Raw genomic sequence first — 23,714 nt, forward strand, 5'->3', positions numbered from 1 at the left:
CTCTTTCCATAGAGGGACTGGCAGGAGCCTTTGCTCAAGTAAAGACCCCTCACCCTAACCCTCTCGCCGAAGGGGCGAGGGGATTGGGCTGGTGGGCGTCGCTGTTTCTCAGCTGGAGCGGGGCACCCAACAGGGCTTAGCTGGCGAACATTGCGAGGGGTCGATCGTTATTTCGATCTGGGCGCTTGAGGTGAGGCTGGCATCCTCTCCCGCGGAGAAGGACTGGATGGACCTATGCTCGAAGGAAGAAAAGGGGCGAGGGGATTGGGCTGGTGGGCGTCGCTGTTTCTCAGCTGGAGCGGGGCACCCAACACGGCTTAGCTGGCGAACATGTTGCAGGGGTCGATTGCGGATTTCGATCTGGGCGCTTGAGGTGTGGCTGGCATCCTCTTTCCATAAAGGGACTGGATGGAGCCATTGCTCAAGTAAAGACCTCTCACCCTAACCCTCTCCCCATAGGGGCGAGGGGATTGGGCTGGTGGTCGTCGCTGGTTTCGGGCTTGAATTGCGAGCTTTTTGGCGCGACGGGTTCAAGTTGGAGCGTGCATCGGTGGGGCGGCTGGCATAGTCTTAGTCCGTTATGCATAGTTTTCCGGACGCTCTCTTGCCCCCTGATATGCCGATCGTCGATTTGCTTGCTGCGCGCTTGCTGGCGGCGCCACCGGATATGCCAGGAGGGGAGGGGCTGGTGCCCGATTGGGCGCCACTCGAGCCGTTTTCGCGGCCGCCTACGCCAGCCGCGGTGTTGATCGGGCTGGTGAAGCGGCCGGAGGGACATACGGTGCTCTATACGGAGCGATCGCCCGATTTGCGGTCGCATTCGGGGCAGGTGGCCTTTCCGGGCGGAAAGATCGATGCGGTGGATGCCGATGCCGGGGCCGCGGCGCTGCGCGAGGCCAATGAAGAGGTCGGCATGCTGGCCGAAGAGGCGCGAATCCTGGGGTTTATGGAGCCCTATTTCACCGGCAGCAATTACCTGATCACCCCGGTTGTGGCGGAGGTGGAGCCATCGGGGCCTTTCGTGCCCAATCCTGAGGAAGTGCATTCTGTTTTCGAGGTGCCGCTGTCGCGTATTCTCGATCCTCAAAGCTATGGCCGCTTTCGCATCACTCGGGGCGGCAAGGAACACTCGACCTGGCAGATCGACCATGACGGGCACACGATCTGGGGCATCACGGCAAATCTCACGCGGCGGTTTCGCGACCTTGCTTTGGGCGAGGGCTGACGAGAGTGGTGACGCGATTGCCTGAAGCGGAATGGCTCGCCCGGCCAGAGGTGCAGACCATCTTTCGGGTTCTGGGTGCAGACGAGGGGCAGACCCGGGCCGTGGGCGGGATCGTGCGCGACACGCTGATGGAGCGCCTGCGGCCGGACGCCGATATCGATATGGCTACCGAGCTGCTGCCGGTGACGGTGATGCAGCGTGCCAAGGCGGCGGGTATCGCGGCTTATCCTACGGGAATAGAGCACGGTACGGTTACGTTGCGGCTCAATGAAACAGTGGTCGAGGTGACGACGCTGCGGCGCGATGTCGAGACCGACGGGCGGCACGCCGTGGTGCGCTTCGGCACGGACTGGACCGAAGATGCGCGCCGGCGCGATTTCACGATGAATGCGCTTTATTGCGGACCGGATGGAGGCGTATTCGACCCGCTTGGTGGCGTGGGCGATGCGGCCAATGGACGGGTGCGATTTATCGGCGAACCGGGGCAGCGGATCGCGGAAGACGGATTGCGGGTTTATCGCTTTTTCCGCTTCACCGCCAGCCATGGCGGGGAACGGCTAGACCCCGAGGGTCTGGCCGCGTGCCAGGCGGCGGCGGGGCGGCTCGACCATCTTTCGTCCGAGCGTGTCGGGGCCGAGATGTGGCGCATGCTGGGGCTGCCAAAGGTGGCGTTGACGCTGGCGGTGATGAGCGAAATCGGTATTCTGGATGCATCGCGCGACCAGATGGCCACTCTGCTGCGCTATGAAGTGCTGGGCGGGCAGAATGGAACAACGCGCCTTGCCGTGCTGGCCGGTGGCGACCTCGACGCATGGCAGGAGCGGTGGCGGCTTGCCAACACCGTTGCGGCAGGGGCGGAAAAAGTTGCGACTGCGGCACGGCTGATGGAGGCGGATCGGCTTGCCGAGGCAGTTTACCGCCATGGGGACGCGGCGATCGAGGGTTTGGCACTGGCGGCGGCAGAGGCAAACTGGCCGCGCGAGCGGCTGATGGAGGCGGCGCGGGAAATCGGACGGCTGCCCGAGCCTGGGCTGCCGGTTTCAGGCCGGGATCTGATTGCGCTGGGCATGAAGCCGGGCCCGGAGATCGGTGCGGCATTGACGCGAACTGAGGCGAAGTGGATCGACAGCGGTTTTTCGCTGTCGCGGGAAGAATTGCTCGCAGACGCTGCAAAAGGATGAGACGCGGCGGCGCGCCTCATCTCTGACCGGCCCTACCCAAGGGTGGGGCCGGGAGGGGGTGAGTCACACTCGGGAAGACGCAGCTTCGCGATCAGTGCTTTGTCGAGGAATTGGTGTCGACGTCCACAATGCGTTCCTTGATGCGCTCGACCATATCGGGGCGCACTTCGGTTTCGCCGTGGAAATTCCTGAGGTTCTCGACGGCACGACGGACGACCTCGGCCTCGGATTCAGCTTCAGCCTTCCAGGTGGAGCCAGGGATAAGCGTACCGGAATCAAAGCGTTTCATTGCCATTCCTCCTTTGTCGCGGATGGACAGGGTTAACGGCAGGGCTGGGTATTGGTTGCACGGGGCCGGCGCGCTCAACCTTCGGGGAAGGTGCCGATGTCGGAAAGGCCGGCAAGCCAGGTGCCGCCGTTGCGGCGCACGACCTCACGCGGAATGATCCCGGACTGGTCGGCGATCGTGTCGGCGAGAAGCGTCGAGTGGGTGACGACCCAAACCTGCGTGCGCTCTGCGGCGCGGGCAATTGCGGTGGCAATCGCGGGAATGAGATCGGGGTGGAGCGACGCCTCGGGCTCGTTGAAGGCAATGAACGGGGCGGGGCGGTAGCCGAGGAGTGCGCCCAAAAGAGCGAGGAATTGCAGCGTGCCATCGGAGAGTTCCCCCGGCCCGAATGGACGATTGGGCATCTCCGGAAAAATCATGGAAAAACTGGCATCCGGCCCCGGATGAGGGATATCGAGGCGGGCGCCGGGAAATGCCAGATCGATGGCTGCATCAAGATCAGTGGTGTCGCCGCGGATATGCTTGAGGGTGGCGAAGACCGCGCCGAGATTGCTGCCATCGGCGTCGAGCGTGGGGGCGGTGACCGCGAGGGACGGACGCCGGAGCGGGGATTCACGGTCGGTGCGGAAGCCATGGTAGAAGCGCCAGCTCGAGAGCATGTCGCGCACCGTATCGACCTCGGGCAGGGTGCCCCGCAACTCAGACAGCAGGGTTTCGCTGGCAAGAAGGGTGCGCTCGAGCGGACGCCGGGCGCCGCTATCATCCCGATACCAGGCGCCTGGACCGGTGCGCTCGAGCAGGGTCACGGGGCGGCGGGCGGCAAGGACGAGGCGCTCGGACTTGATCTGCGGCTCCTCGCTGAACACCGCCTCGTAGCGGGAATCGCCGAAGCCGATCTCGATGCTGTAGCGGGGCATGAAAGCGGCGTGGTCATCGCCGGGAAGCACGGTGTCCAGCCCCACTTCCAAACTCATGCGCGGTGACTCGTGGCGCTTGCGCTCGCCCGCCCAGATGGCGGAGGCAAGGCCGCCTTCGCGCGCAATCGACATGGTGAGCTCGCCAGTGGCGGCGGCGCGGACGAGCTCGAGAGCGCGATACAGATTGGTCTTGCCCACGCCATTGCCGCCGGTGAGAACCGTGAGGCGGCGCAGGGGGAAGCGGATGGTGCGAACCGAGCGATAGAACTTGATGTCGAGGTCGTTCAGGCTCATGTAACACGTTCCCGGTCTGCGTTTATCAGCGCTTCGTTTTAGACCAGGCGACTAGACAAGGCACCGACCCATGGCCAAAAACAAAATCGCGCAATTGTGGCACAAGTTCTGGCCGCGAATGGGGTTGCGGCGCTATTTCACCTATCTGCGTACCCGCATCATGCGCATTTCGGCCAGCCCGCACGCAATCGCCGCCGGGGTCGCGGCAGGAGCGGCGATATCGATGTTCCCGCTGTTCGGCTTGCACTTCGTGCTGGGAATCGTGCTGGCCTTTTTGACGGGCGGCAGCCTTCTTGCGGCAGTGATCGGAACGGCCTGGGGCAATCCGCTGACCTTTCCCTTTTTCATGGCTGCCGCCTATGGGATTGGAGACTGGATGCGCGGTGGCGGCGGAGTGAGCCCGTCCGAGGCGGACCAGGTGAGCGCCGTGGGCCAGCATATTCCGCACAACGTGTTCTCCGAGGAACTGGCGGCTTTGTGGCCCACGTTCAGCACCATGATGATCGGCGCCATTCCGCTGGCGCTGATCGTCTACGCGATTTTCTATGTGGTGGTGCGTTGGCTGGTGACGCGGTTTCGCGCGGCGCGGGCGGAAAGGCTCGCCGCCCGCCGGACTGGGCACTAGATGCTCAGGGCCATTTCACCGCAGGCGGCATGGACGAGAGAATCGAATTGACGTTGCCGCCGGTCTTGAGCCCGAAGGTCGTGCCGCGATCATAAAGCAGGTTGAACTCGACATAGCGGCCGCGGCGGACCAGTTGCTCGTCGCGCTCGGCTTCGGTCCAGGGCTTTTCGAAATTTCGGCGGACAAGGGCGGGATAGATGGTGTCGAAGGTTTCACCCACCGTGCGGGTGAAAGCAAAATCGGCATTCCAATCGCCAGAATTGAAGTGGTCGTAGAAGATCCCGCCAATGCCGCGATGCTCGTTGCGGTGGGGCAGGAAGAAGTAGTCGTCGCACCAGGCCTTGAAGCGATCATAGTCGACGCCCGGATGGGTGGCACAGGCGCGCTCGAAGGCGGCGTGGAAGTCGATCGTATCGGGATCCGTCTGGGTGCGGCGGCTATCGAGCACCGGGGTGAGATCGGCGCCGCCGCCCCACCATTGCTTGCCCGTGACGATCATGCGCGTGTTCATGTGCACGGCCGGCACGTGCGGGTTCCAAGGGTGGACGATGAGCGAAATGCCTGCGCTCCAGAAGGCGCTGCCGGCTTCGGTGCCGGGCATCTGTTTGGCGAAATCTTCCGAGAAATTACCGTGGACGACGGAGATGTGGACACCGGCCTTTTCGAAGACGCGGCCATGAAGCATCGACATTTCGCCGCCGCCTCCGGCTGCGCGGTCCCAGGGGGTGCGCTCGAACGTGCCGGAGGGCAGGTGCGCATTGGGGCCGGTCACCTCGGCTTCAAGCGTTTCGAGGCTGACGCAGATGCGGTCGCGGATGGTCCGGAACCAGGCGGCGGCGGTGGTTTTCTTGGCTTCGATATCGTCAGGCAGGGTCATGGCGTGGGGAATGGACCTTCAGGAAAGCTCTGTAAAGAGATCAGATGAGCCGGTCGCCTTCTCGGACCGCCGAGGTGCGTTCCACTTCGGCTGAGAACGCTCCTATCTGTCTCATGGCTTCCCCCACTACCATGCTGCCGGCGATGGCTACATTGATCGAGCGCAAACCGGGACGCATTGGAATGCGCACGCGCAGGTCGCTCGCTTCGGCAACGCTGTCGGGCACGCCGGCACTTTCGCGGCCAAGCATGAGAATGTCGCCGGACCGGTAACTCGTCTCGTAGGCGGAGTGGCTCGATTTGGTGGTGAGCAGTACCAGGCGCCGGCCCGCTTCGCGCCGCCAGAGATCGAATCTGTCGAAGCTGTCGTGTTCGCGGATGGTGGCGAACTCGACATAATCGAGACCGGCACGCGCGAGATTGCGCGGGGTCACGGCAAAGCCTGCGGGATGGATGATGTGGAGTGTCACGCCGATGCAGGCGCAAAGACGCACGAGAGTGCCTGTATTCTGCGCGATATCGGGCTGATAGAGGGCAAGATCGAGGGACAAGGCGCGCTGTGACCGACATGTTGGGGGAGGGAGAGCGCATCGATATAGGTGCGCACGTGCACACTGTCACCTGTCGCGCACTGGACAAGCCCTGCGCAGAGTGCAAAAAGAACCCCAACTGACGGACCGCTTGAGGGCGGCCGGCTCGTCGATTCTGCTTGAAGTGGTCGAAGGCTGGTGCCGGCTCCGTCATTTGTGCATCGTACGGGGAAACGGACTTGTCCACGCAAGCAGAACATACAACCACCAACCGGCGAGATTTTCTTTTCGTCGCCACGGGCGCCGTGGGCGCTGTTGGTGCAGCCGCGGTGGTTTGGCCGCTGATCAATCAGCTCAATCCCGACGCGTCCACGCTGGCTCTGGCCAGCATCCAGTATGACGTGTCCCCGATCGCCGAAGGGCAGTCGGTAACCATCATGTGGCGTGGTCTGCCGGTCTTTGTGCGTCACCGCACCGAACGCGAGATCGAGGAAGCCCGTGCAGTACCGCTGAGCGACCTCAAGGACCCGGAAACCGACGAAGCGCGCGTCAAGGAAGGCCATGCAGAATGGCTGATCATGATCGCCAACTGCACTCATCTTGGGTGCATTCCTACCGGCCAGTCGGGCGATTTCGATGGCTGGTTCTGCCCGTGCCACGGTTCGCACTACGATTCCTCGGGCCGTATCCGTCGTGGTCCAGCGCCAGCCAATCTGGTGGTTCCGCCATATGAATTCGTCAGCGATACGCTGGTCCAGATCGGGTAGTGGGGGCTTTTCCGATGTCAGAACATTCGACTTACATTCCGGGAAATGCCGTTGAGAAGTGGCTGGACGACCGCCTGCCGGTGGTGCGCTTCGCCAGAGAACATCTCATGGATTTCCCCACGCCGAAGAACCTCAACTATTGGTGGACGTTCGGCGCCATCCTGGTGATGTGCCTCGGCGTGCAGATCGTCACCGGCATCATCCTTGCCATGCACTATACGCCCAATGTCGCCATGGCGTTCGACTCGGTCGAGCATATCCGCCGTGACGTCAATGGCGGCCGCATCATTCAGGCGACCCACGCCGTGGGCGCTTCGATGTTCTTCGTCGCGCTCTACATCCACATGTTCCGTGGTCTTTTCTATGGCTCCTACAAGGCGCCGCGTGAAATCCTCTGGATCCTGGGCGTGCTGATCTTCCTCCTGACGACCGCAACCGCGTTCATGGGCTATATCCTGCCCTGGGGCCAGATGTCGTTCTGGGGTGCCACGGTTATCTCGAACATCTTCTCGGCCATTCCGCTGGTCGGCGAGAGCATTAAGCAGCTCGTGCTCGGCGGCTTTGCCGTGGGCAATCCGACGCTGAACCGCTTCTTCTCGCTGCACTATCTGCTGCCGTTCATCATCGCAGCCGTCGTGGCGCTCCATATCTGGGCGCTGCACGTGCCGGGCAACAACAACCCTGTCGGCGTTGAGGTGAAGGACACCCGCGATACCGTGCCCTTCCATCCGTATTATACGATGAAGGACCTGTTCGCGATGGTGGTCTTCATGATCCCATTTGCCTGGTTCGTATTCTTTGCGCCCGACATCCTGGGTCACCCCGACAACTACATCATGGCCAACAGCCAGGTGACGCCGGCCCATATCGTGCCCGAATGGTACCTGCTGCCCTTCTACACGATCCTGCGCGCCATCGACTTCAACGTCTTGTTCATCGACTCCAAGCTCGGTGGCGTGATCGCCATGGGTGGCGCCATGCTGTGCCTGCTGATCGTGCCGTGGCTCGATACGTCCAAGGTGCGCTCGGGCACGTTCCGCCCGATGTTCAAGTGGTTCTATGGCCTCTTTGTGCTCAACTTCCTCGGCCTTGCCTATCTCGGCGCCCAGGAAGCGGCCGAGCCCTACACCACGCTCGCCAAGGTCTGCACCGCATATTACTTCATCTACTTCCTCGTCATCCTGCCGGTTCTGTCGCGTATCGAAACGCCCAAGCCGCTGCCAACCAGCATTTCCGAGAGCGTTCTCGGCAAGGCACACGCGTGATCGGGGCGAGACCAATGAAGAAGCATTCCTTTATCCTCGCTGCCGCCGCGCTCGTTGCCGGCCTTGCGATGGCACCGGCCGCCCAGGCGGCCGAGGCCGGCATGCAGCCCGAACGCCAGGCCTGGTCGTTCGGCGGTATTTTCGGCACCTATGACACCAACCAGCTCCAGCGTGGCTTCCAGGTTTTCCGCGAAGTCTGCGCAAGCTGCCACGGTGCGCATCTGATCGCGTTCCGCAACCTGATGGAGCCGGGTGGTCCGGAATTTTCCGAGGCCCAGGTGCGTGCGCTGGCGGCAGAATATGAAGTAGCCGATATCACCGCCGATGGCGGCGTGCGGCCTGCCGTGCCCGCCGACCGCTGGCCTTCGCCCTTCGCCAACGACCAGGAAGCGCGCGATGCCAATGGCGGCTCCATGCCGCCAGATTTCTCGGTTCTGGCCAAGGCGCGCGGCGTCAAGGACCCGTTCCCGACCTGGGTGTTCAATTACTTTACCGGTTACCAGGAAGGCGGCCCTGACTATATCCACGCGCTGCTGACCGGCTATCACGCGGAGGTGCCGGAAACGGCGCCGCACGGCGAAGACGGAACCCCGTTCCAGTTGCCGGAAGGCAAGTATTACAACGACTACTTCCCCGGCCACGCCATCGGCATGGCGCCGCCGCTGGCCGATGGGGTCATCGACTATGCGGACGGGGAAAACGGGGTTTCTGTTCCCGAAACGCTGGACCAGTATTCGACCGACGTTTCCGCCTTCATGATGTGGATGGCCGAGCCGCACCTGGTTTCGCGCAAGCAGACCGGCTTTGTGGTGCTGATCTTCCTCGTGGTCTTTGCCGGCCTGATGTGGGGCACCAAGCGCAAGCTCTGGGCCGGTATTGAGCACTAAGCAACGACTGCGCAGATACGATTGGAATTGGGGCCGGGAGGCCCCTTTTCTTCGTTTGGGGGAGTTTGAGGCGGTTTTGGCTTGCTGGAATAGGGTTTCTCGGCATTGCTACCCCTCACCCTAACCCTCTCCCCGAAGGGGCGAGGGGAGGACTTCGAGTTGGGATAATATCTGTTCAAGATCACTGGCCCGGTCTCCTTGCCCCTCGGGGGAGAGGGCTGGGGTGAGGGGTTGGGTAGGAGAAAGGGCTCGAATTTTCCGGTCACATGGCCGCAAGGCCCTTGCCATTGCATGGCTCAGCCGCAATATGGTTCATATCGGTTTTTGGAGGAGGTTGCCTTGTCCGCCATTCGCCTGGCTGTCACTGTCGTGTCCGCCGCCATGACGGTGAGCCGCCATCCGGCGGTGCGCGCCGGCATTCATGCCGTTGCGACCAATCCGAAAGCGCGCGAGGCAGCCGTCAATGCGACGCGCAGCGTGGCCTATAATGCCGGCGTTATCGCCCGGCACATCGTTGGCCGGCGCAATTCCTGATCCAGACCACTCTTCTAGGGCCTTCCATGTCGCTCGACCTCAAGTCGCTCGTCCGGACCATTCCGGACTATCCCAAGCCCGGGATTCTCTTTCGTGACATCACGACGCTGATCGAGCACCCGGAGGGGTTCAAGGAAAGCGTCGAGGCAATCGCGGCGGGATACCGGGGCCAGGGGTTCACCCATGTGGCGGGCATCGAGGCGCGAGGCTTTATTTTCGGGGCTGGCGTAGCTATTGCACTGGGCGTCGGCTTTGTGCCGGTGCGCAAGCGCGGCAAGTTGCCCGGTACGACGATCGGGCAGAACTATGCGCTCGAATATGGCGTCGACACGATCGAAATCCATGCCGACGTGCTGGACGAGAACCACAAGGTTCTGGTGGTGGACGACCTGATCGCGACCGGCGGGACGGCTATTGCCGCCGTAGGGTTGATCCGGCGCACGGGGGCAAGCTGCGATCACGCCGCCTTTGTGATCGACCTGCCCGATCTGGGTGGTGCGGCCAAGCTCAAGGCGGAGCAGGTCGAGGTTTCAGCCTTGATGGCATTCGAAGGGCACTGATCCAGCTACCAGTTGGCGCGGCCGTCGAGTTCCTCGATCTCGATCCTGGACCAGTCAAGATCGTCGATCAGATTGAGGTTCACCTGGCATCTGGTCAATTTTGGCTCAGGCATTTCGTCGATGCCCTTGAGGGTGCCGTCAGTGTTGTAGACCGTGGACCAATCGATGCTTTCGCCCCAGGTGTGCATGCCGCAGCTGCCGCAGAAGTGGTGCAGGCCGACGCTGGGGTCAGTGGAATAGTCGCGCTGGCCGTCTGCTCGTTCGATCTTCAGCGCGCCATGGGGGTAGTAGGCCCATACCGCACCCGTGCGGGCGCAAAAGGTGCAGTTGCACCGTGCTGCACTGGTGGGATGGTCGGGCAGGGTTATGCGGGTCGCGCCGCAATGACAGGTTGCTGTTAGGCTCATGGGTGACCTCCTCCAATTGGACGAGGCACATTAGGAGTGGGCGCTGACGGAGCGTGTCAGCACCGCTAGGCGGCAACCATGGTTTCGATCTCTGCGTCAACGAGGCAGAACTGGTTGCCTTCGGGGTCGCGCATGACGGTGTAGGTGGGCAGGACGCGGTCGACGCTGGCGCCAGCCCCGACCAGACGCTCGACCTCGGCGCCGCGATCGCTCACCTCGATATCGAAATGCACGCGATTGTTTTCGGTAACGCGGCCATCGACATTCTGGAAACACAGGGTAGGGCCGGGACCATCGACCATCACGGTTGTGTCGGTTTCCGGCGTGAGGCCCAGCGCGCGCAGTCGGGCAAGCTCTTCCTGGTCATAGGGACGGACGTCATAGCCGTCCAGGATCTGCGCCCAGAACCGGGCGAGGACCGGGGGCTTGTCGCAGTCGAAGACGATCTCGTGGATCACACCCATAGCGCTTCTCCTTGTCACGATGATAATTCGGTAACCATGAAATGCGGCAAGTTCCGGGCCTTGCACGGGACAGCAAAAGGCCCGGCATTGCTGCCGGGCCTTGTCATATAGAAGGGCTCAGGGTTCGAGCTGGCCCTGTCTGGGGTCTTCCTCGGCGCTGATATTGGGTTCGTTGCGCGTCTTCCAGAGCGAGTAGAAGACGCCCGCGGCGAGGATGCCGATAGTCAGTCCGAGCGAAATTGCCGTGGGGACATGATAGCCGAAGGGCACGAGACAGATCTTGAAGCCGATCATCACGAGAATAATGGCGAGCGAGGTCTGCAGATAGCGGAAGCGGTTCATGGCGGCAGCGAGCGCGAAATAGAGCGCGCGCAGGCCCAGGATGGCAAAGATGTTGGATGTGTAGACGATAAAGGTGTCCTGCGTGACCGCGAAAACGGCGGGCACCGAGTCGACTGCGAAGATGAGGTCGACGATCTCGACCATGATCAGCGCCACTGCAAGCGGGGTCAGCCAGGTGACCATCTTGCCGGTGGTTGGGTGCGGAGCCTTGACCGTGAAGCTGCGGCCATGGAGCTGCTTGGTGATGCGGAAGCGCTTGTTGAGGAACTGGAAGATCTTGTTGTCTTCCATGTTCGGCTCTTCGTCCTGGTGCCGGAACATGCGAATGCCGGTGAAGATCAGGAAGGCCCCGAAGAACAGCAGAATCCAGCTGAACTGATAAACGAGGGCCGCACCAATGCCGATCAGGATGGCGCGGAAGGCGATGACGCCCAAAATGCCCCAGAACAGCACGCGGTGCTGATAAAGCCGGGGAATGCCCAGGAAGCCGAAAATAGTGGCGATGACGAACATGTTGTCCATCGCCAGCGACTGCTCGATCAGATAGCCGGTGTAGAATTCAAGGCCTGCCTGAGCGCCGCGCTGGAACCAGACCCAGGCGCCGAAAGCAAGAGCAATCAGGACATAAAAGCCGTAGAGCAGCAGGCTCTCCTTGGCTTCGATCTCGTGCTCATCCCGATGCAGGATGCCGAGGTCGAAAACGAGGAGGCCGATCACGATCGTGATGAACGCGACCCAGAAATAAAGGGGAGTACCGAGAAAATCGCCCGATAGGGCGGCAATAAGCGATTCCATTCGCCGGACCTTCTCCATGTAACGTGGTGGAGCAGCTCCGACATCGCCATGGAGAACCCATGACCAGAGGGGCCCGGCGCTGCCCCTCTAGATTGAGCAACGGCACGAAAAGGTCAACCCCTGATTTTTCCAGCCGGGACGGCGGCTAGCGTGGGGTGCAGAGCATGACGATGGCGTCGGCGGTCTCGAGCTGGACCGCGACGCCATTGGCGGGATCCTCGACCATGCGGGCAGCCTGGATGCCGGTATTGCTGGCGAAATTGCCGTCGTTGAAGCCCACGCCATCCTGATAGGGGGTGACGGTGCCCGTGCCCGAATTTGGATCGCCAGTGGTTCGGGAGGCCCAGCCATAGACATTTCCGTAGATGGTCAGGATGCCCACCCGATTGGTGGTCGCATCCCGGCAACTCCAATTGCCCTGATAGACCTGCGCCATGGAGGGCGCGGCGGAAGCGGAAAGCAGCAATAGGGCAAGAACGAATCGGCGCATGGGAGGAGAGTGCCGATGGGCCCGAACTGTTTCAAGTGCTCCGGCGCAGCCTTTTGCCGATGATGGGCAATCTGGTGAGTGCCAGCAACAGTTTTAGCCGCCATGGCATGCGGTAGTCGCGCAGCTTGGAAAAGCCGACGATTTCGGCGCAATAAACCAGATCGCCACGCTGATTGACCGCGGTCAAGCGATTGAACAGCAGCCCCCATCCCGGCAGGGAGTTCGAGGGGCGCTTATCGGTGACGACCAGCTCATAAGTCACGGTGTCGCCGGGCCGTACAGGAACCTTAAATTCCATCGAATTGACGCCGGGCGACGGACCGGATACGCCGGGCTCGTCGCCTTCGGCCTTGAGCCGCCCGGCTTCGGCATCAAGCGCATCGACCATCTTGCGGTGGCCCACGCTCACCGTATGCCAGCCGCTGGCAACCAAACCGCCGAAATGGCTATGGCGGGCGGCTTCGGGGTCGATGTGGAAATATTGCGGGTCGTAGAGCCGGGCGAAGCGGATGATTTCGCTCTCTGTGAAGGTGTGGTCGCCGAGTGGGAAAACTTCGTCGATGGTGATGTCCTCGAACCAGCGCGTCATGCGGCGACCTCGCGACATTCGACGAGATTGGCGAGGCGCATGGTGAGGACCGGTTTGCCGGCCTGGTTGCGGATGTCGAAATCGAGCGTGACGATGCCCCATTGCGGGTGGCTGGACGAGCGGCGCAGACCCGCAATGGTCACAGTTCCGCCGATCGTGTCGCCGGCCATGACCGGGTTTTTCCACTTGAGATTTTCAAAGCCCAGACCGCCGCAGGAGGCAACTTGTCCCAGAAACGCGTCGACCAGCATGCGCAGGCTTAGCGCACCGGTTTGCCAGCCACTCGATGCCAGTCCGCCGAGCAGGCTCTTGCGTGCCGCGTCCTCGTCGAGGTGAAAGGGCAGGGGATCGAACTCCCGCGCGAAGGTGAAGATCATGTCCCTGGTCACGGTCACCTGACCGAGTTCAATGACTTCGCCAAGCGCCAGGTCTTCGAAATGCCGCCGGTCTTGCGTGACAGGATTGGTCATCGTCTTTCCCTATACGTCAATGCGGGTTCTCGCATGTTGACGGCGTGTGGGCAAGCCAGGGTGGCGGGGTTCGAGCGTGCAGGTCCCGTTCCTCAGAAGTCCTTCGCGGAGAGCTCTCGTCGCCTTGCACCTTGATTGGTTTTCGATTGGCGAACGAGCCTGTGGCTTAGGGCCGTCGAGAGGCATCGCTCATTTCAGCGGCATGTCCTCTCACACTGCAGGGCGTCCCGCCGGCTTTATCCAAGGTCATTTTGTGCAAGCACACTGCATCATGCGCAAGAGGTGCGCAGGTGGTGCCCCCTATCGGCGAAGTGACGACGCGGTGTGACATCTGCTCTGAAGATTGAGTCAGGTGCTAGGAAGCGTTCGGCGGGAGGGGAGGGCGAGGGGTTCGAGAAGGAGCGCGCGAAAATCGGCTTCGGGCATGGGGGCACCGAAAAAGTAGCCCTGCGCTTCGGTGCAGCCGGCCTTGGCAATGATGTCGAGTTGGGCCTGGGTTTCGACACCTTCGGCGGTCGTAGCCATCTTAAGATTTTTGCCAAGGGTCGCGATGGACTGGACGATGGGCAGGCTTTCGGGACGCATTTCAAGACCACGCACGAAGCTCTGGTCGATCTTGAGCTTGTCGAAAGGGAAGCGCTGCAGATAGCTCAGCGAGGAATAGCCGGTGCCGAAATCGTCGAGCGCGATGGTGAGGCCCAAGGCGCGCAGCTGACGCAAGGCTTCAAGATTTGCTGCGTTATTTTGCAGCAGCACGGACTCGGTGATTTCCAGTTCGAGGCGGCGTGCGTCGAGTTCGCTTGTGGCAAGAACCGCCTTGACCATGTCGACCAGTCCGGATCTGCCGAACTGCACCGGGGAAAGGTTGACCGAGACGCGGACATGATCGGGCCAGCCCAGCGCATCCTGGCAGGCCTGCTTGAGCGCCCACTCGCCCAGAACTTCGATGGCGCCGGTTTCTTCGGCAAGCGGAATGAACTGGCCGGGGGAAACCATGCCGTGCTCGGGGTGATGCCAGCGCATGAGTGCTTCGCCGGAGACGACGAAGCCTGTCTGGAGTTCCACCAGCGGCTGATAATAAAGCTCGAACTGGTCGAGCTTGATGCCGCGCCGCAGGTCGCTCTCGATGTGGCGACGGTTCTGTAGCGACTTTTCCATCTGCGAAGAGAACAAGCGGTAGAAGCCGGCACCATCCGCCTTGGCACTGTAAAGCGCGAGATCAGCACGCTTCATAAGCTGATCTGCATCCTGACCATCGCGCGGCGCAAGCGCAATGCCAACGCTGGTGCTGACGATGATTTCGTTGTTCTCGATGTGATAGGGGCGACCTACCGCAACGATGAGGTCTTCGGCGAGGGCGCGGGCGCTTCGGTCGGTGGTATCTTCGCAATAGTGGAGGAGTGCAAATTCGTCGCCGCCAAGGCGGGCAATGGTGTCACGCGAAGAGGCGGTGCGGCGCAGGCGTTCGGCGACCTGGCGAAGCAATTCATCGCCCACCGGATGTCCCATGGTGTCGTTGACTTCCTTGAACCGGTCGAGATCAAGATAAAGAACCGCGAAACACTGCTGGTGGCGCTCGAGGCCGCGCACGGCCTGGGCGATGTTTTCCCAGAAAAGGAGCCGGTTTGGCATCTCGGTGAGATGATCGTGACGGGCAATGTGCACGATGCGCTTTTGCGCATGGTAGCGCTCGGTGACATCTTCAAACGTGCAGACATAACCATCGTCCTTGACCGTCTCACGGCGCACCAGCAGCACCGTCCCGTCGATCAACTGGTGGGCATGCTCGTCGAGAAGAGCGAAGTCGTGATCGGGGGAAAGGTCGCTGCCGAGTTCACGATGGTTGAACAGGGGCGAGATCGAATCCTGAAGAAGGGCGGGATCGACGAGGTCGGCGATGGGCGTGCCCGGTGCAGCCTCTGCTTCGGTGAGCCCGAACAGCATAAGAAAGCGCGGATTGCAGACCACGACGCGATTGGCTTTGTCGAGAAGGCAGACGCCCAGCGTCATGGCATCAAGCGATGCATCGAAACGGGCATTTTGAATTGCCAGATCCCTTTCGCTCTGGCGCAAGATTTTCTGCGTTCGATTCAGCAGGCGATTGTGGATGAAAAGCATCGCGATCAGCAGGCAGCCGACCGCAACAAGGCCCATGGCGGTGACGATGAAGGTCCATTGCAGGTCTATCAGGCCCTGCCGGTCGGCCTCGATGCGGCCGATGTTCCAGACATTGGCATCGGTCGAGAGCCGCACAAGCTTGGGATAGACGGGATCGAGGATTTCGAGAATGCGGGCGGGAGTGCCCGGTTGATCGAGCTCGGCGAGGAGCGGCCGGGCAGCTTCGACTGCAGCTTCGAACTCATCAAGCACCTGGGCAATGCGCGGATCGGAATCGACAAAGGCCGATACCGACTGAGTGCGCAGGGTCTTGACCCGGTTGACCACGATATCGAAGCGCAGCCTGACCTCGTCGGCACTGACTGTGCCATCGCCCATGCCGAAGGCGGCGACGCGCTGTTCGAGCCTGGCGAATTCGCTTGGGGTCTGGGCGATCAGCCAGGTGACATTGCCCAAGCCCACGCCTTCGAGCGCGGCATGGCGCTGAAACAGCACGGCTGAGACGTAAACTGCTGCCCCGACGAAACCCAGGATGAGAACGATCAACGCTATGCGCAGAAGCCGCATGGTGAACGACTTTATCCCTTGGGTTCGAGTGTGACTACTGGACGGAAATTTCCTTCACCTGCCAGACGGCACGCCCATAGTAGGGCTGTCCCTGGAGGGCTGGATCGGAATCAAAGGGATAGATGACGAAGAAGGGGCCTTGATCGGCAACGGGCATATATTCACCGTCGCGCTTGAGTGCCAGAATGGCGCCGAACTCGGCGAAGTCACTGGTGGGGATATCCACGGAATAGTCGTTGAGGGCGGTGACGGTGGTAGTCTCGCCGGTTGCTTCGGCGCGTTCGAGCAGCGCTGTCATCGGCACGCCCTCGAAATCGATCACGCCTTCGTTCCAGGGGGTGTGGGTCTTTACGGAGACGAGGCCCATCTCCTCGAGCTCGTCGCGATCAAGGGTGATCGAGCCAGCGCTGCCGGAGATCGTGACGGTGGGTAGATCCTGCGCATAGGCAGGGGCCGCGAGAGCGGCAAGTGCGGTCAGAGTGATGGCGAACAGCGACGGCAGTGCAGTCATCTCGATGATCCTTTTCTGACTCCACAATGCACGAGGAGATCTTAAGAGCCCTTATGGCATGGATCATCGTGTCGATACACTTAACAGGCTATAACGCGTAAAATGCGTATTGTTGCCGTTGAGCGGTGAAGATCGCATCTGATGTCTGGTGATCCGCTTGGGGCAGCCGTGCTGCATTGACATTGCGGGCAAACCGACCCAATTGGAGCCCAAAGATTTCCGGAGATACCCATGGGCTTCAAGATGGGCATTGTCGGCCTGCCGAATGTCGGCAAGTCGACGCTTTTCAACGCACTGACTCGCACGGCTGCGGCGCAGGCGGCCAATTTCCCGTTCTGCACCATCGAGCCCAATGTGGGCGAGGTGTCGGTGCCTGACGCGCGGCTCGAAAAGCTTGCCGCGATCGGCAAGTCCGCCACGATCCTGCCGGCGCGCATGAGCTTTGTGGATATTGCGGGTCTCGTCAAAGGCGCTTCGCAGGGCGAAGGCTTGGGCAACCAGTTTCTGGCCAATATTCGCGAGACCGATGCAATCGCTTACGTGCTGCGGTGCTTCGAAGATCCCAATGTGATCCACGTGTCCAACCGCGTCGATCCCTTGGCCGATGCCGAAGTGGTCGAGACCGAGCTGATGCTGGCCGATCTCGAAAGCCTCGAGAAGCGCCGCGCCGGCGTCGAGAAGAAGGCCAAGGGCAATGACAAGGACGCCAAGGTTACGCTGGAGCTGATCGACCGCGCGCTTGCTGTGTTGCGCGAGGGTAAGTCGGCTCGCTTCGTCAAGCGCGAGGCCGAAGAAGAAAAGGCGTTTACCGAGCTGCAGCTTTTGACCAGCAAGCCCGTGCTCTATGTGTGCAATGTAGACGAAGGTTCGGCCGCAACGGGCAATGCGCTGTCCAAGAAGGTCGAGGAATACGCCAAGGCCAACGATGCCGGCATGGTGGTGATCTCGGCCGAGATCGAATCGCAGCTGGCGCAGCTGCCCGACGAGGAGCAGGCCGAATATCTCGACTCTCTCGGGCTCGATCAGCCGGGCCTTAATCGCCTGATCCGCGCGGCCTATGATCTTTTGAACCTGCAGACCTATTTCACCGTGGGTCCCAAGGAAACGCGCGCCTGGACCATTCACAAGGGTGACAAGGCTCCGCAGGCGGCAGGGGTGATCCATACCGATTTCGAGCGTGGGTTCATCCGTGCCCAGACGATCGGCTACGATGATTTCGTGACCCTTGGCGGTGAAGTGCCGGCCAAGGAAGCGGGCAAGGCGCGCGACGAAGGCAAGGAATATGTGGTGCGGGACGGCGACGTGATGCTGTTCAAGTTCAACACCTGATCGACGCCCTGTCGATGAGCCACGCGATCGAAAAGGTGACGATCGCGGCGAAGCGATGAGGCGGGGGCGTCAGTCGCCCTTGCTGCCGAAGAGTTTGCTCAGCATGTCGGCCATGGGGCCGGTTTTGGGAATTTCCGCCTGTGGCTTGCCGGCGCGGGCCTGGCGGACGTGGCTCTGCGCCTTGGGTGCTGGCTTGGTGTCCTCACCCGGTTTGGCCGCGAGGGCCATCTTGTTCATGAAGCCCGCATCGTCGCCCGACAGAAGCATGCCTGCATGGCGGCCGATATCATCGAGAAGCGGATCGAGCCAGGCTTTGTCGGCTTTGGCGAAATCGCCGAGAACGTGATGGGTGACGAATTCCTTGCCCGGATGGCCGATGCCAAGGCGCACGCGCTTGTAGTCGAGCCCGATCTGCGGGTCGATTGACCTGAGGCCATTGTGCCCGCCATTGCCGCCGCCGATCTTGACGCGGACCTTGCCGGGGGCGAGGTCGAGTTCGTCGTAAAACACGATGATGTCTGCGGGTATGAGCTTGAAGAAGCGGGCGACCTGCTGAACCGAGTCGCCGGACTTGTTCATGAAGGTCTGGGGCTTGAGGAGCAGCACGCGTTGGCCGCCGATACTGCCCTCGGCAAGAAGGCCGGCATGTTTGGATTTCCAGCCTGAAATGCCATTGGCGCGTGCAATCGCGTCCAGAGCCATGAAACCGATGTTGTGGCGATTGCCCTCATATTGGCTGCCGGGATTACCCAGGCCGACGAGCAGTTTCATGCGGTGCCCTTCCATGCAGTCGCCTTTTCGCGTCCCGAGGCTTGGCGTGGAACGGAGGAGGCCGGAAAAGAAAGGGGCGACCCGAAGGCCGCCCCTGATTGTGTCGAGCCAGAACCGATTATTCTTCGGTGGCTTCGGCTTCGCCAGCAGCTTCTTCGGACTTGAGGCCCGAGGGAGCAACAACGGTGGCGATGGTGAAATCGCGGTCGGTGATTGCCGGGGTGACGCCGTTGGGCAGGGTCACGGCAGAGATGTGGATCGAGTCGCCGATTTCGCTGCCGGACAGGTCGACAGTGATTTCTTCGGGGATGGCGTTTGCCGGAGCGATCACTTCCACGGTGTGGCGCACAACGTTGAGCGTGCCGCCGCGCTTGAGGCCGGGGCTCTTTTCTTCGTTGATGAAGGCGACGTGGACTTCAACGTGGATCTTGGCATTGCCCGAAACGCGCAGGAAGTCGATGTGGATCGGCTGATCCATGACGACGTCGAGCTGGTAGTCACGCGGGATGACCTTGTGGATCGTGCCGTCGACGTCGAGGTCGAGCACGTGCGACTTGAAGCCGCCGGCATAGATCGCCTTGAGCGCGTCCTTGTAGGCCACGGAAACGGTGACGGGGGGCTTCTTGTCACCATAAATAACAGCGGGAACGAGTCCCTGACGACGAGCTTCGCGAGCGGCCCCCTTGCCCACTCCGTCACGCGCCTGTGCCTTGAGCACTTTGGTCTCAGCCATGGAAAGCATCCATTGGGTTGGTGTATGGCGTCATCTCAACGGCATACGCGCCCGTCCTCCAGGGGTGACGAGCGCTTCATGGCGGCGGGATATAGAGGAAAGGGGGGAAGTGGGCAAGGGATTCTCGTGATCCCTCGCCACTCCAGCTGCCTTTCGGCAGAGATCAGTTCTTGCCGTCGTTCGGGCGAGCCTTGTCGCCACCATCGCGGGTATTCTTGGTCTTGGCATCGCCCTGGGTCTGGCCGAAATGCGTGCCGCCCAGATGGCCGCCGGTGCTGACATTGTCGAGCTGATCTTGTTGTCGGTCTTGCTTGGTCATTGTCCAATCCTTTCGAGTTGGACGGGACCAACGAGGCGCGGGCCATGCAGTTCCGAAATTACCTCGACCAAGCCTTTCAGTCGAAAAGGCTCGAGACGCTCTGTTCGCTTGCGGTGCGCGCGATGGCTTCGCCGATCAAGGGGGCGATGGTGATGCGGCGGATATTGGCAGCAGCCTTCGTGGCCGGCGTTTCCTCGATGGAGTCGGTCACCACCAGCTCCTTGAGCTTGCTGGCAGCGACGCGCTCGGCAGCGCCTTCGGAGAGAACGCCATGAGTGATATAGGCGGAGACCTGCTTGGCGCCCGCTTTAAGCAGCGCTTCGGCGGCATTAACGAGCGTGCCGCCGCTGTCGACGATATCGTCGATCAGGATGCAGGACTGGCCGGACACATCGCCGATAATGTTCATGACTTCAGAGACGCCGGCCCGGGGGCGGCGCTTGTCGACGATGGCGAGATTGGCGCCAATGCGGCTGGCGACATTGCGCGCGCGAACCACGCCGCCAACGTCGGGAGAGACGATCATGACGTTCTTGACGTCGTAATTGTCCTTGATGTCGCGGACCATGACCGGTGCAGCGGTCAGGTTGTCGGTTGGAATATCGAAAAAGCCCTGAATCTGGCTGGCATGTAGATCAAGCGTCAGGACGCGATTGGCGCCGGCTTCGGTGATCAGATTAGACACGAGCTTTGCCGAGATGGGCGTGCGCGGCGCCGATTTCCGATCCTGGCGGGCATAGCCGAAATAGGGGATCACCGCGGTGATGCGGCGCGCCGAGGAGCGGCGAAGCGCGTCCGTCAGGATCAGCAGCTCCATCAGGTTGTCATTGGCCGGGTAGCTTGTCGATTGCAGGATGAAAGCATCCTCGCCGCGCACATTCTCATGCACTTCGACATAGACTTCCTTGTCTGCGAAGCGCTTGACGGTGCAATCGGTGAGGGGGAGCTCAAGATAGCTGGCGACGGCTTGGGCGAGGGCACGATTGGAATTGCCGGTCACCAATTTCATGGGTGCGATCCTGTCTCAACTGACCCGGGGAGCAGGGCCTTCCAGTTTCAGGGGCTGCTTTAACGAGTCATTTTTATGACTGCAACGCCCCTTTGGCCGCATCGGTGAATTAAAGGCTAAGCCAATCCAATGACTGCGATCTGCCGTCCGGTGCGTGTGCCTTGGTGGGTGGCACGGCGGTGGGAAAAGAAGCGGGCAGGCTCGGCGTAAGTGCAAAGGCCGGTGTCGGTGATCTGTGCAAGGCCAAGCGTCCGCGCTTCGGCGGCGAGATAGCCGGGCAGATCGAAATGAGGTTTGCCGCGCGGGGAGGTGGCGAAGGCGAAACCGGCCTTGCCATTCTGATTCAGGACTTCGGACTTAAACTCTTCCCCAACCTCGTAATTTTCCTGGCTGATGGTGGGGCCGATGGCGAGGCGGATGCGATCCCGGCGGGCACCGAGTGTCTCCATTGCCGCAACGGTGTTGGTCAGGATGCCACCCACTGCTCCCTTCCAGCCCGCATGGGCGGCGCCAGCAATGCCGTTCTCCGCGTCAAGAAAGAAGAGCGGGGCGCAGTCGGCGGTGAGGATGCCGAGAAGCACATCCGTGCGGCGGGTTACGAGGGCATCGGCCTCGATCACTGGATCAGGAAGCGCTTGGAGATCGACGGTGAGGACGCGTGTCGAGTGCACCTGCTTGACGGTGACGAGAGGCCTTCTGCCCAGGGCATTGGCGACGGCCTCACGGTTCCCGTCGACTGCCGCGGGATCGTCGCCCACCGTATGCGACACATTGAGGCCGGCAAAGTCGCCGGTCGAAACCCCGCCTTGCCGGCCGAAGAAGCCGTGCGGGACGGCGGTGAAGGAGGGGACACTCTCGAAAGGGATCATGCCGCGAACCCCGGAGGCACGAGGCCGGGTGAATGGGCGCAGAAGACCTTGAAGAGCTCGCCCATCTGGCTTTTCCCGACGAGGCGGTCATGAGCGATGCGGATATCTTCGGCAGAGGCAGGGTTGGCTCCGGAGAGGGCCTTTACGCGCTCGGCAATACCCAGGCGGATCAGGAATTCGCCTTGCGTTGCAAGCGGTTGAACCGCAAGGCCAATCTCTTGAGTCACCGCAGCGAGGGCGCCGAAATCGACATGGGCGGAGAGGTCCACCTCGCCGGGTGCCTCAAGCACATCGGCATAGCGGTGGTCGCGGACAGCCTGAAGTGTGTCTCCGGTCTGGGTGCGAGCATAGCCATAATCGATGGCAAGGATGCTGCCGCCTTGCCTGGCGACGGCCTTGCCGATGCGCGACATGACTTCACCAGCGGCGAAGCAGACTTCGAAGAGGCTGTCTTCGGCGGCCTCGGCAATGGCGGTCGGCATGGTTTCGGCGGGAATGGGGGTGGGCGAAAGGCCAAAGGTGCGCTTGCCATCCACAAGGCCCACAAGACGCTCGTGCCAGCCATCGGGCTTGCGAACGAACTGGCGGATGGGAAGGGCGTCGAAAAATTCATTAGCAACGACAAGGATCGGGCCTTCGTCGAATTGCTCAAAGTTCTCAAGCCATTGCGGCTCGTAGCTGGCAAGGCGATTCCGCTGTTCGCCGGTCAGCACCGGGTTGGTCTCGAAAAGCTTGAGCTTGAGCGCATCACGGAACCCTTCGGCCCGGCAGGCGACGCGCAGGATATCGGCCATGAGCGTGCCGCGGCCAGGTCCGAGTTCGAGGAGGTTGAACTGGCGCGGCTGGTCCATCTGTTGCCAGACATTGACCAGGTGAAAGCCGATCAACTCGCCGAACATCTGGGAGATTTCGGGGGCGGTGATGAAGTCGCCAGCCGCGCCGAGCGGGTCTGCGCCCTTGTAGTATCCCTTGGTGGGATGGGTGAGGCAGAGGCCCATATAAGTGGCGATCGAAATGGGGCCATTGGCTGAGATCTGCAGGTCGATCTGCTGGGCAAGCGAGAGCGGGCTGTTCACCGGAGCCTCCTATGGACGCAGTTGATTGACGGGGCGGGTGAGGGCGTAGGCCACCAGAACGATGCCGCCGAGCAGGATCGGCAGGCTCAGGATCTGCCCCATGGTCACCCAGCCGAGATAGAGATAGCCCAGTTGAACATCGGGCAGGCGAACGAATTCGACGAGGATACGCGAGAGCGCATAGCCGATGGCGAAGATGCCGGCGACGAGGCCGGGCTGGCGCAGGGCATAGAAGACATGGGTGGCAAGCCGGATCACGAGGAAAAGCAGGAGGCCTTCAAGCACGGCTTCATAGAGCTGGCTCGGATGACGCGCGACCTGCAGGGGATCGGTGGGAAAAACGACTCCCCAGGGCAGATCGGTCGGCGCCCCATAAAGCTCGGCATTGATGTAATTGGCGACGCGGCCAAGAAAGATGCCGATGGTTGCAACGGCGCCGAGCAGATCCAGCGAGGACAGCCAATTGCCCTTTTTGCTGAGGGTGAAAAGGATGGCCGCCAGCATCAGACCGAGCATGCCGCCATGATAGGACATGCCGCCATCGAGGGTGTTGATGATCTCGAGCGGGTTCTGCAGGTAATAGGGCAGATTATAGAAGAGCACATAGCCGACGCGGCCGCCAATGACAATCGAGAGCATGGCCCAGAAGGCGAAATCCCAGATGTCCTTGGCTGGAAAGGGCGGGGCGCCGCGATGCCAAAGGCGTTCGTTGCGCAACAGCAGATAGCCATAGGCGGCGCCGAGCAGGACGCCGAGCAGATAGGCCAGCGCGTACCAGCGGATGGCGAAGGGGCCGATGGCAAAGGCGATGGGGTCGATATCGGGAAAGGGCAAGGGCGTTCCTTTTGCCGGCTTGGCCAGAGAAGGGGTGTCGCTATGCCGTAACGGCAGGGGCTTTGGGTCGC

28 protein-coding genes are annotated in these 23,714 nt (G+C 61.6%); 9 read left to right on the plus strand and 19 right to left on the minus strand.

All coding sequences use genetic code 11. The annotated features are described in order from the left end of the window. Window positions 1–604 precede the first annotated feature (604 nt). Entirely contained in the window at window positions 605–1,225 is a 621-nt protein-coding gene (locus tag BM364_RS03960; RefSeq protein ID WP_175528451.1) for a CoA pyrophosphatase, read from the plus strand. 8 nt (window positions 1,226–1,233) lie between these two features. Continuing rightward, entirely contained in the window at window positions 1,234–2,406 is a 1,173-nt protein-coding gene (locus BM364_RS03965) for a CCA tRNA nucleotidyltransferase (protein WP_139232470.1), read from the plus strand. Between the two features lie 91 nt (window positions 2,407–2,497). Here BM364_RS03965 and BM364_RS03970 read toward each other — a convergent pair whose 3' ends face one another. Continuing rightward, entirely contained in the window at window positions 2,498–2,695 is a 198-nt protein-coding gene (locus BM364_RS03970; protein WP_092421192.1) for a DUF1059 domain-containing protein, read from the minus strand. A gap of 74 nt (window positions 2,696–2,769) precedes the next feature. After that, on the minus strand, window positions 2,770–3,906 hold the full coding sequence (locus BM364_RS03975; protein ID WP_092421194.1) for an AAA family ATPase: 1,137 nt from the start codon (window positions 3,904–3,906) through the stop codon (window positions 2,770–2,772). A 70-nt stretch (window positions 3,907–3,976) separates the two neighbouring features. On the opposite strand from BM364_RS03975, the gene BM364_RS03980 reads away from it, so the two are divergent. After that, window positions 3,977–4,531 (plus strand): DUF2062 domain-containing protein, encoded by a 555-nt coding sequence (locus BM364_RS03980; protein ID WP_092421197.1) that lies wholly within the window; start codon window positions 3,977–3,979, stop codon window positions 4,529–4,531. Between the two features lie 4 nt (window positions 4,532–4,535). On the opposite strand, the gene hemF is transcribed toward BM364_RS03980, so the two are convergent. Together hemF and BM364_RS03990 are read right to left on the minus strand one after the other, a co-directional pair. Continuing rightward, window positions 4,536–5,408, minus strand: coding sequence for an oxygen-dependent coproporphyrinogen oxidase (gene hemF, locus BM364_RS03985; protein ID WP_092421199.1), 873 nt, complete (start codon window positions 5,406–5,408; stop codon window positions 4,536–4,538). Window positions 5,409–5,448: 40 nt separating this feature from the next. After that, the gene (locus BM364_RS03990; RefSeq protein WP_092421202.1) at window positions 5,449–5,958 is read right to left on the minus strand and encodes a tRNA (cytidine(34)-2'-O)-methyltransferase; all 510 of its coding nucleotides are present in this window, start codon (window positions 5,956–5,958) and stop codon (window positions 5,449–5,451) included. Between the two features lie 218 nt (window positions 5,959–6,176). On the opposite strand from BM364_RS03990, the gene petA reads away from it, so the two are divergent. From petA to BM364_RS04015, 5 genes are all read left to right on the plus strand, one after another. Beyond that, entirely contained in the window at window positions 6,177–6,704 is a 528-nt protein-coding gene (gene petA / locus BM364_RS03995) for a ubiquinol-cytochrome c reductase iron-sulfur subunit (protein WP_092421207.1), read from the plus strand. A gap of 14 nt (window positions 6,705–6,718) precedes the next feature. Next, window positions 6,719–7,969: a cytochrome b gene (locus BM364_RS04000; RefSeq protein WP_092421209.1), complete on the plus strand. Its 1,251-nt coding sequence runs from the start codon at window positions 6,719–6,721 to the stop codon at window positions 7,967–7,969. 14 nt (window positions 7,970–7,983) lie between these two features. Then, entirely contained in the window at window positions 7,984–8,856 is an 873-nt protein-coding gene (locus tag BM364_RS04005; RefSeq protein ID WP_092421211.1) for a cytochrome c1, read from the plus strand. Between the two features lie 339 nt (window positions 8,857–9,195). Continuing rightward, the gene (locus BM364_RS04010) at window positions 9,196–9,390 is read left to right on the plus strand and encodes a hypothetical protein (RefSeq protein WP_139232471.1); all 195 of its coding nucleotides are present in this window, start codon (window positions 9,196–9,198) and stop codon (window positions 9,388–9,390) included. A gap of 26 nt (window positions 9,391–9,416) precedes the next feature. Further along, complete coding sequence (locus BM364_RS04015; protein ID WP_092421215.1) at window positions 9,417–9,950, plus strand: adenine phosphoribosyltransferase; 534 nt, start codon at window positions 9,417–9,419, stop codon at window positions 9,948–9,950. A 5-nt stretch (window positions 9,951–9,955) separates the two neighbouring features. Here the strand turns inward: BM364_RS04015 and BM364_RS04020 are convergent, their stop codons facing one another. The 8 genes from BM364_RS04020 to BM364_RS04055 all read right to left on the minus strand — a co-directional run bounded on the left by BM364_RS04020 (window position 9,956) and on the right by BM364_RS04055 (window position 16,703). After that, a complete protein-coding gene (locus BM364_RS04020; RefSeq protein WP_092421217.1) occupies window positions 9,956–10,357 on the minus strand; it encodes a GFA family protein in 402 nt (133 codons plus the stop codon). Between the two features lie 65 nt (window positions 10,358–10,422). Next, window positions 10,423–10,821, minus strand: coding sequence for a VOC family protein (locus tag BM364_RS04025; protein WP_092421219.1), 399 nt, complete (start codon window positions 10,819–10,821; stop codon window positions 10,423–10,425). 117 nt (window positions 10,822–10,938) lie between these two features. Further along, window positions 10,939–11,958 carry a TerC family protein gene (locus BM364_RS04030; RefSeq protein ID WP_092421221.1) on the minus strand — a complete coding sequence of 340 codons (1,020 nt, stop codon included), beginning with the start codon at window positions 11,956–11,958 and terminating at the stop codon, window positions 10,939–10,941. Window positions 11,959–12,103: 145 nt separating this feature from the next. Further along, window positions 12,104–12,448 (minus strand): hypothetical protein, encoded by a 345-nt coding sequence (locus BM364_RS04035; RefSeq protein ID WP_092421222.1) that lies wholly within the window; start codon window positions 12,446–12,448, stop codon window positions 12,104–12,106. Window positions 12,449–12,479: 31 nt separating this feature from the next. After that, window positions 12,480–13,037, minus strand: coding sequence for a MaoC family dehydratase (locus tag BM364_RS04040; protein WP_175528452.1), 558 nt, complete (start codon window positions 13,035–13,037; stop codon window positions 12,480–12,482). Next, window positions 13,034–13,507, minus strand: a complete 474-nt coding sequence (locus BM364_RS04045; RefSeq protein WP_092421224.1) for a MaoC family dehydratase — start codon at window positions 13,505–13,507, stop codon at window positions 13,034–13,036. Before BM364_RS04045 ends, BM364_RS04040 begins: the two co-directional genes overlap by 4 nt. Window positions 13,508–13,855: 348 nt before the next feature. After that, complete coding sequence (locus tag BM364_RS04050) at window positions 13,856–16,192, minus strand: putative bifunctional diguanylate cyclase/phosphodiesterase (RefSeq protein WP_092421225.1); 2,337 nt, start codon at window positions 16,190–16,192, stop codon at window positions 13,856–13,858. A 34-nt stretch (window positions 16,193–16,226) separates the two neighbouring features. Beyond that, entirely contained in the window at window positions 16,227–16,703 is a 477-nt protein-coding gene (locus BM364_RS04055; RefSeq protein ID WP_092421226.1) for a putative pterin-binding protein, read from the minus strand. A 231-nt stretch (window positions 16,704–16,934) separates the two neighbouring features. Between BM364_RS04055 and ychF the strand changes: the two genes are divergently transcribed. Then, entirely contained in the window at window positions 16,935–18,032 is a 1,098-nt protein-coding gene (gene ychF / locus BM364_RS04060; protein ID WP_092421227.1) for a redox-regulated ATPase YchF, read from the plus strand. Window positions 18,033–18,101: 69 nt separating this feature from the next. Here ychF and pth read toward each other — a convergent pair whose 3' ends face one another. From pth to lgt, 7 genes are all read right to left on the minus strand, one after another. After that, the gene (gene pth, locus BM364_RS04065) at window positions 18,102–18,803 is read right to left on the minus strand and encodes an aminoacyl-tRNA hydrolase (RefSeq protein ID WP_092423851.1); all 702 of its coding nucleotides are present in this window, start codon (window positions 18,801–18,803) and stop codon (window positions 18,102–18,104) included. Window positions 18,804–18,921: 118 nt separating this feature from the next. After that, a complete protein-coding gene (locus tag BM364_RS04070; protein ID WP_092423853.1) occupies window positions 18,922–19,536 on the minus strand; it encodes a 50S ribosomal protein L25/general stress protein Ctc in 615 nt (204 codons plus the stop codon). A gap of 163 nt (window positions 19,537–19,699) precedes the next feature. Further along, a complete protein-coding gene (locus tag BM364_RS18340; RefSeq protein ID WP_175528453.1) occupies window positions 19,700–19,855 on the minus strand; it encodes a hypothetical protein in 156 nt (51 codons plus the stop codon). A gap of 76 nt (window positions 19,856–19,931) precedes the next feature. After that, window positions 19,932–20,864, minus strand: a complete 933-nt coding sequence (locus tag BM364_RS04075) for a ribose-phosphate pyrophosphokinase (RefSeq protein ID WP_092421228.1) — start codon at window positions 20,862–20,864, stop codon at window positions 19,932–19,934. Window positions 20,865–20,980: 116 nt separating this feature from the next. Beyond that, complete coding sequence (gene pgeF / locus BM364_RS04080) at window positions 20,981–21,733, minus strand: peptidoglycan editing factor PgeF (RefSeq protein WP_092421237.1); 753 nt, start codon at window positions 21,731–21,733, stop codon at window positions 20,981–20,983. Then, the gene (locus BM364_RS04085) at window positions 21,730–22,809 is read right to left on the minus strand and encodes a class I SAM-dependent methyltransferase (protein ID WP_092421238.1); all 1,080 of its coding nucleotides are present in this window, start codon (window positions 22,807–22,809) and stop codon (window positions 21,730–21,732) included. The genes pgeF and BM364_RS04085 overlap by 4 nt, the downstream gene beginning before the upstream one ends. A 9-nt stretch (window positions 22,810–22,818) precedes the next feature. Then, window positions 22,819–23,643, minus strand: a complete 825-nt coding sequence (gene lgt / locus BM364_RS04090) for a prolipoprotein diacylglyceryl transferase (protein ID WP_244542761.1) — start codon at window positions 23,641–23,643, stop codon at window positions 22,819–22,821. Window positions 23,644–23,714: the final 71 nt, after the last annotated feature.

The organism is Devosia crocina (genome assembly GCF_900116545.1).
GTDB lineage: Bacteria > Pseudomonadota > Alphaproteobacteria > Rhizobiales > Devosiaceae > Devosia > Devosia crocina.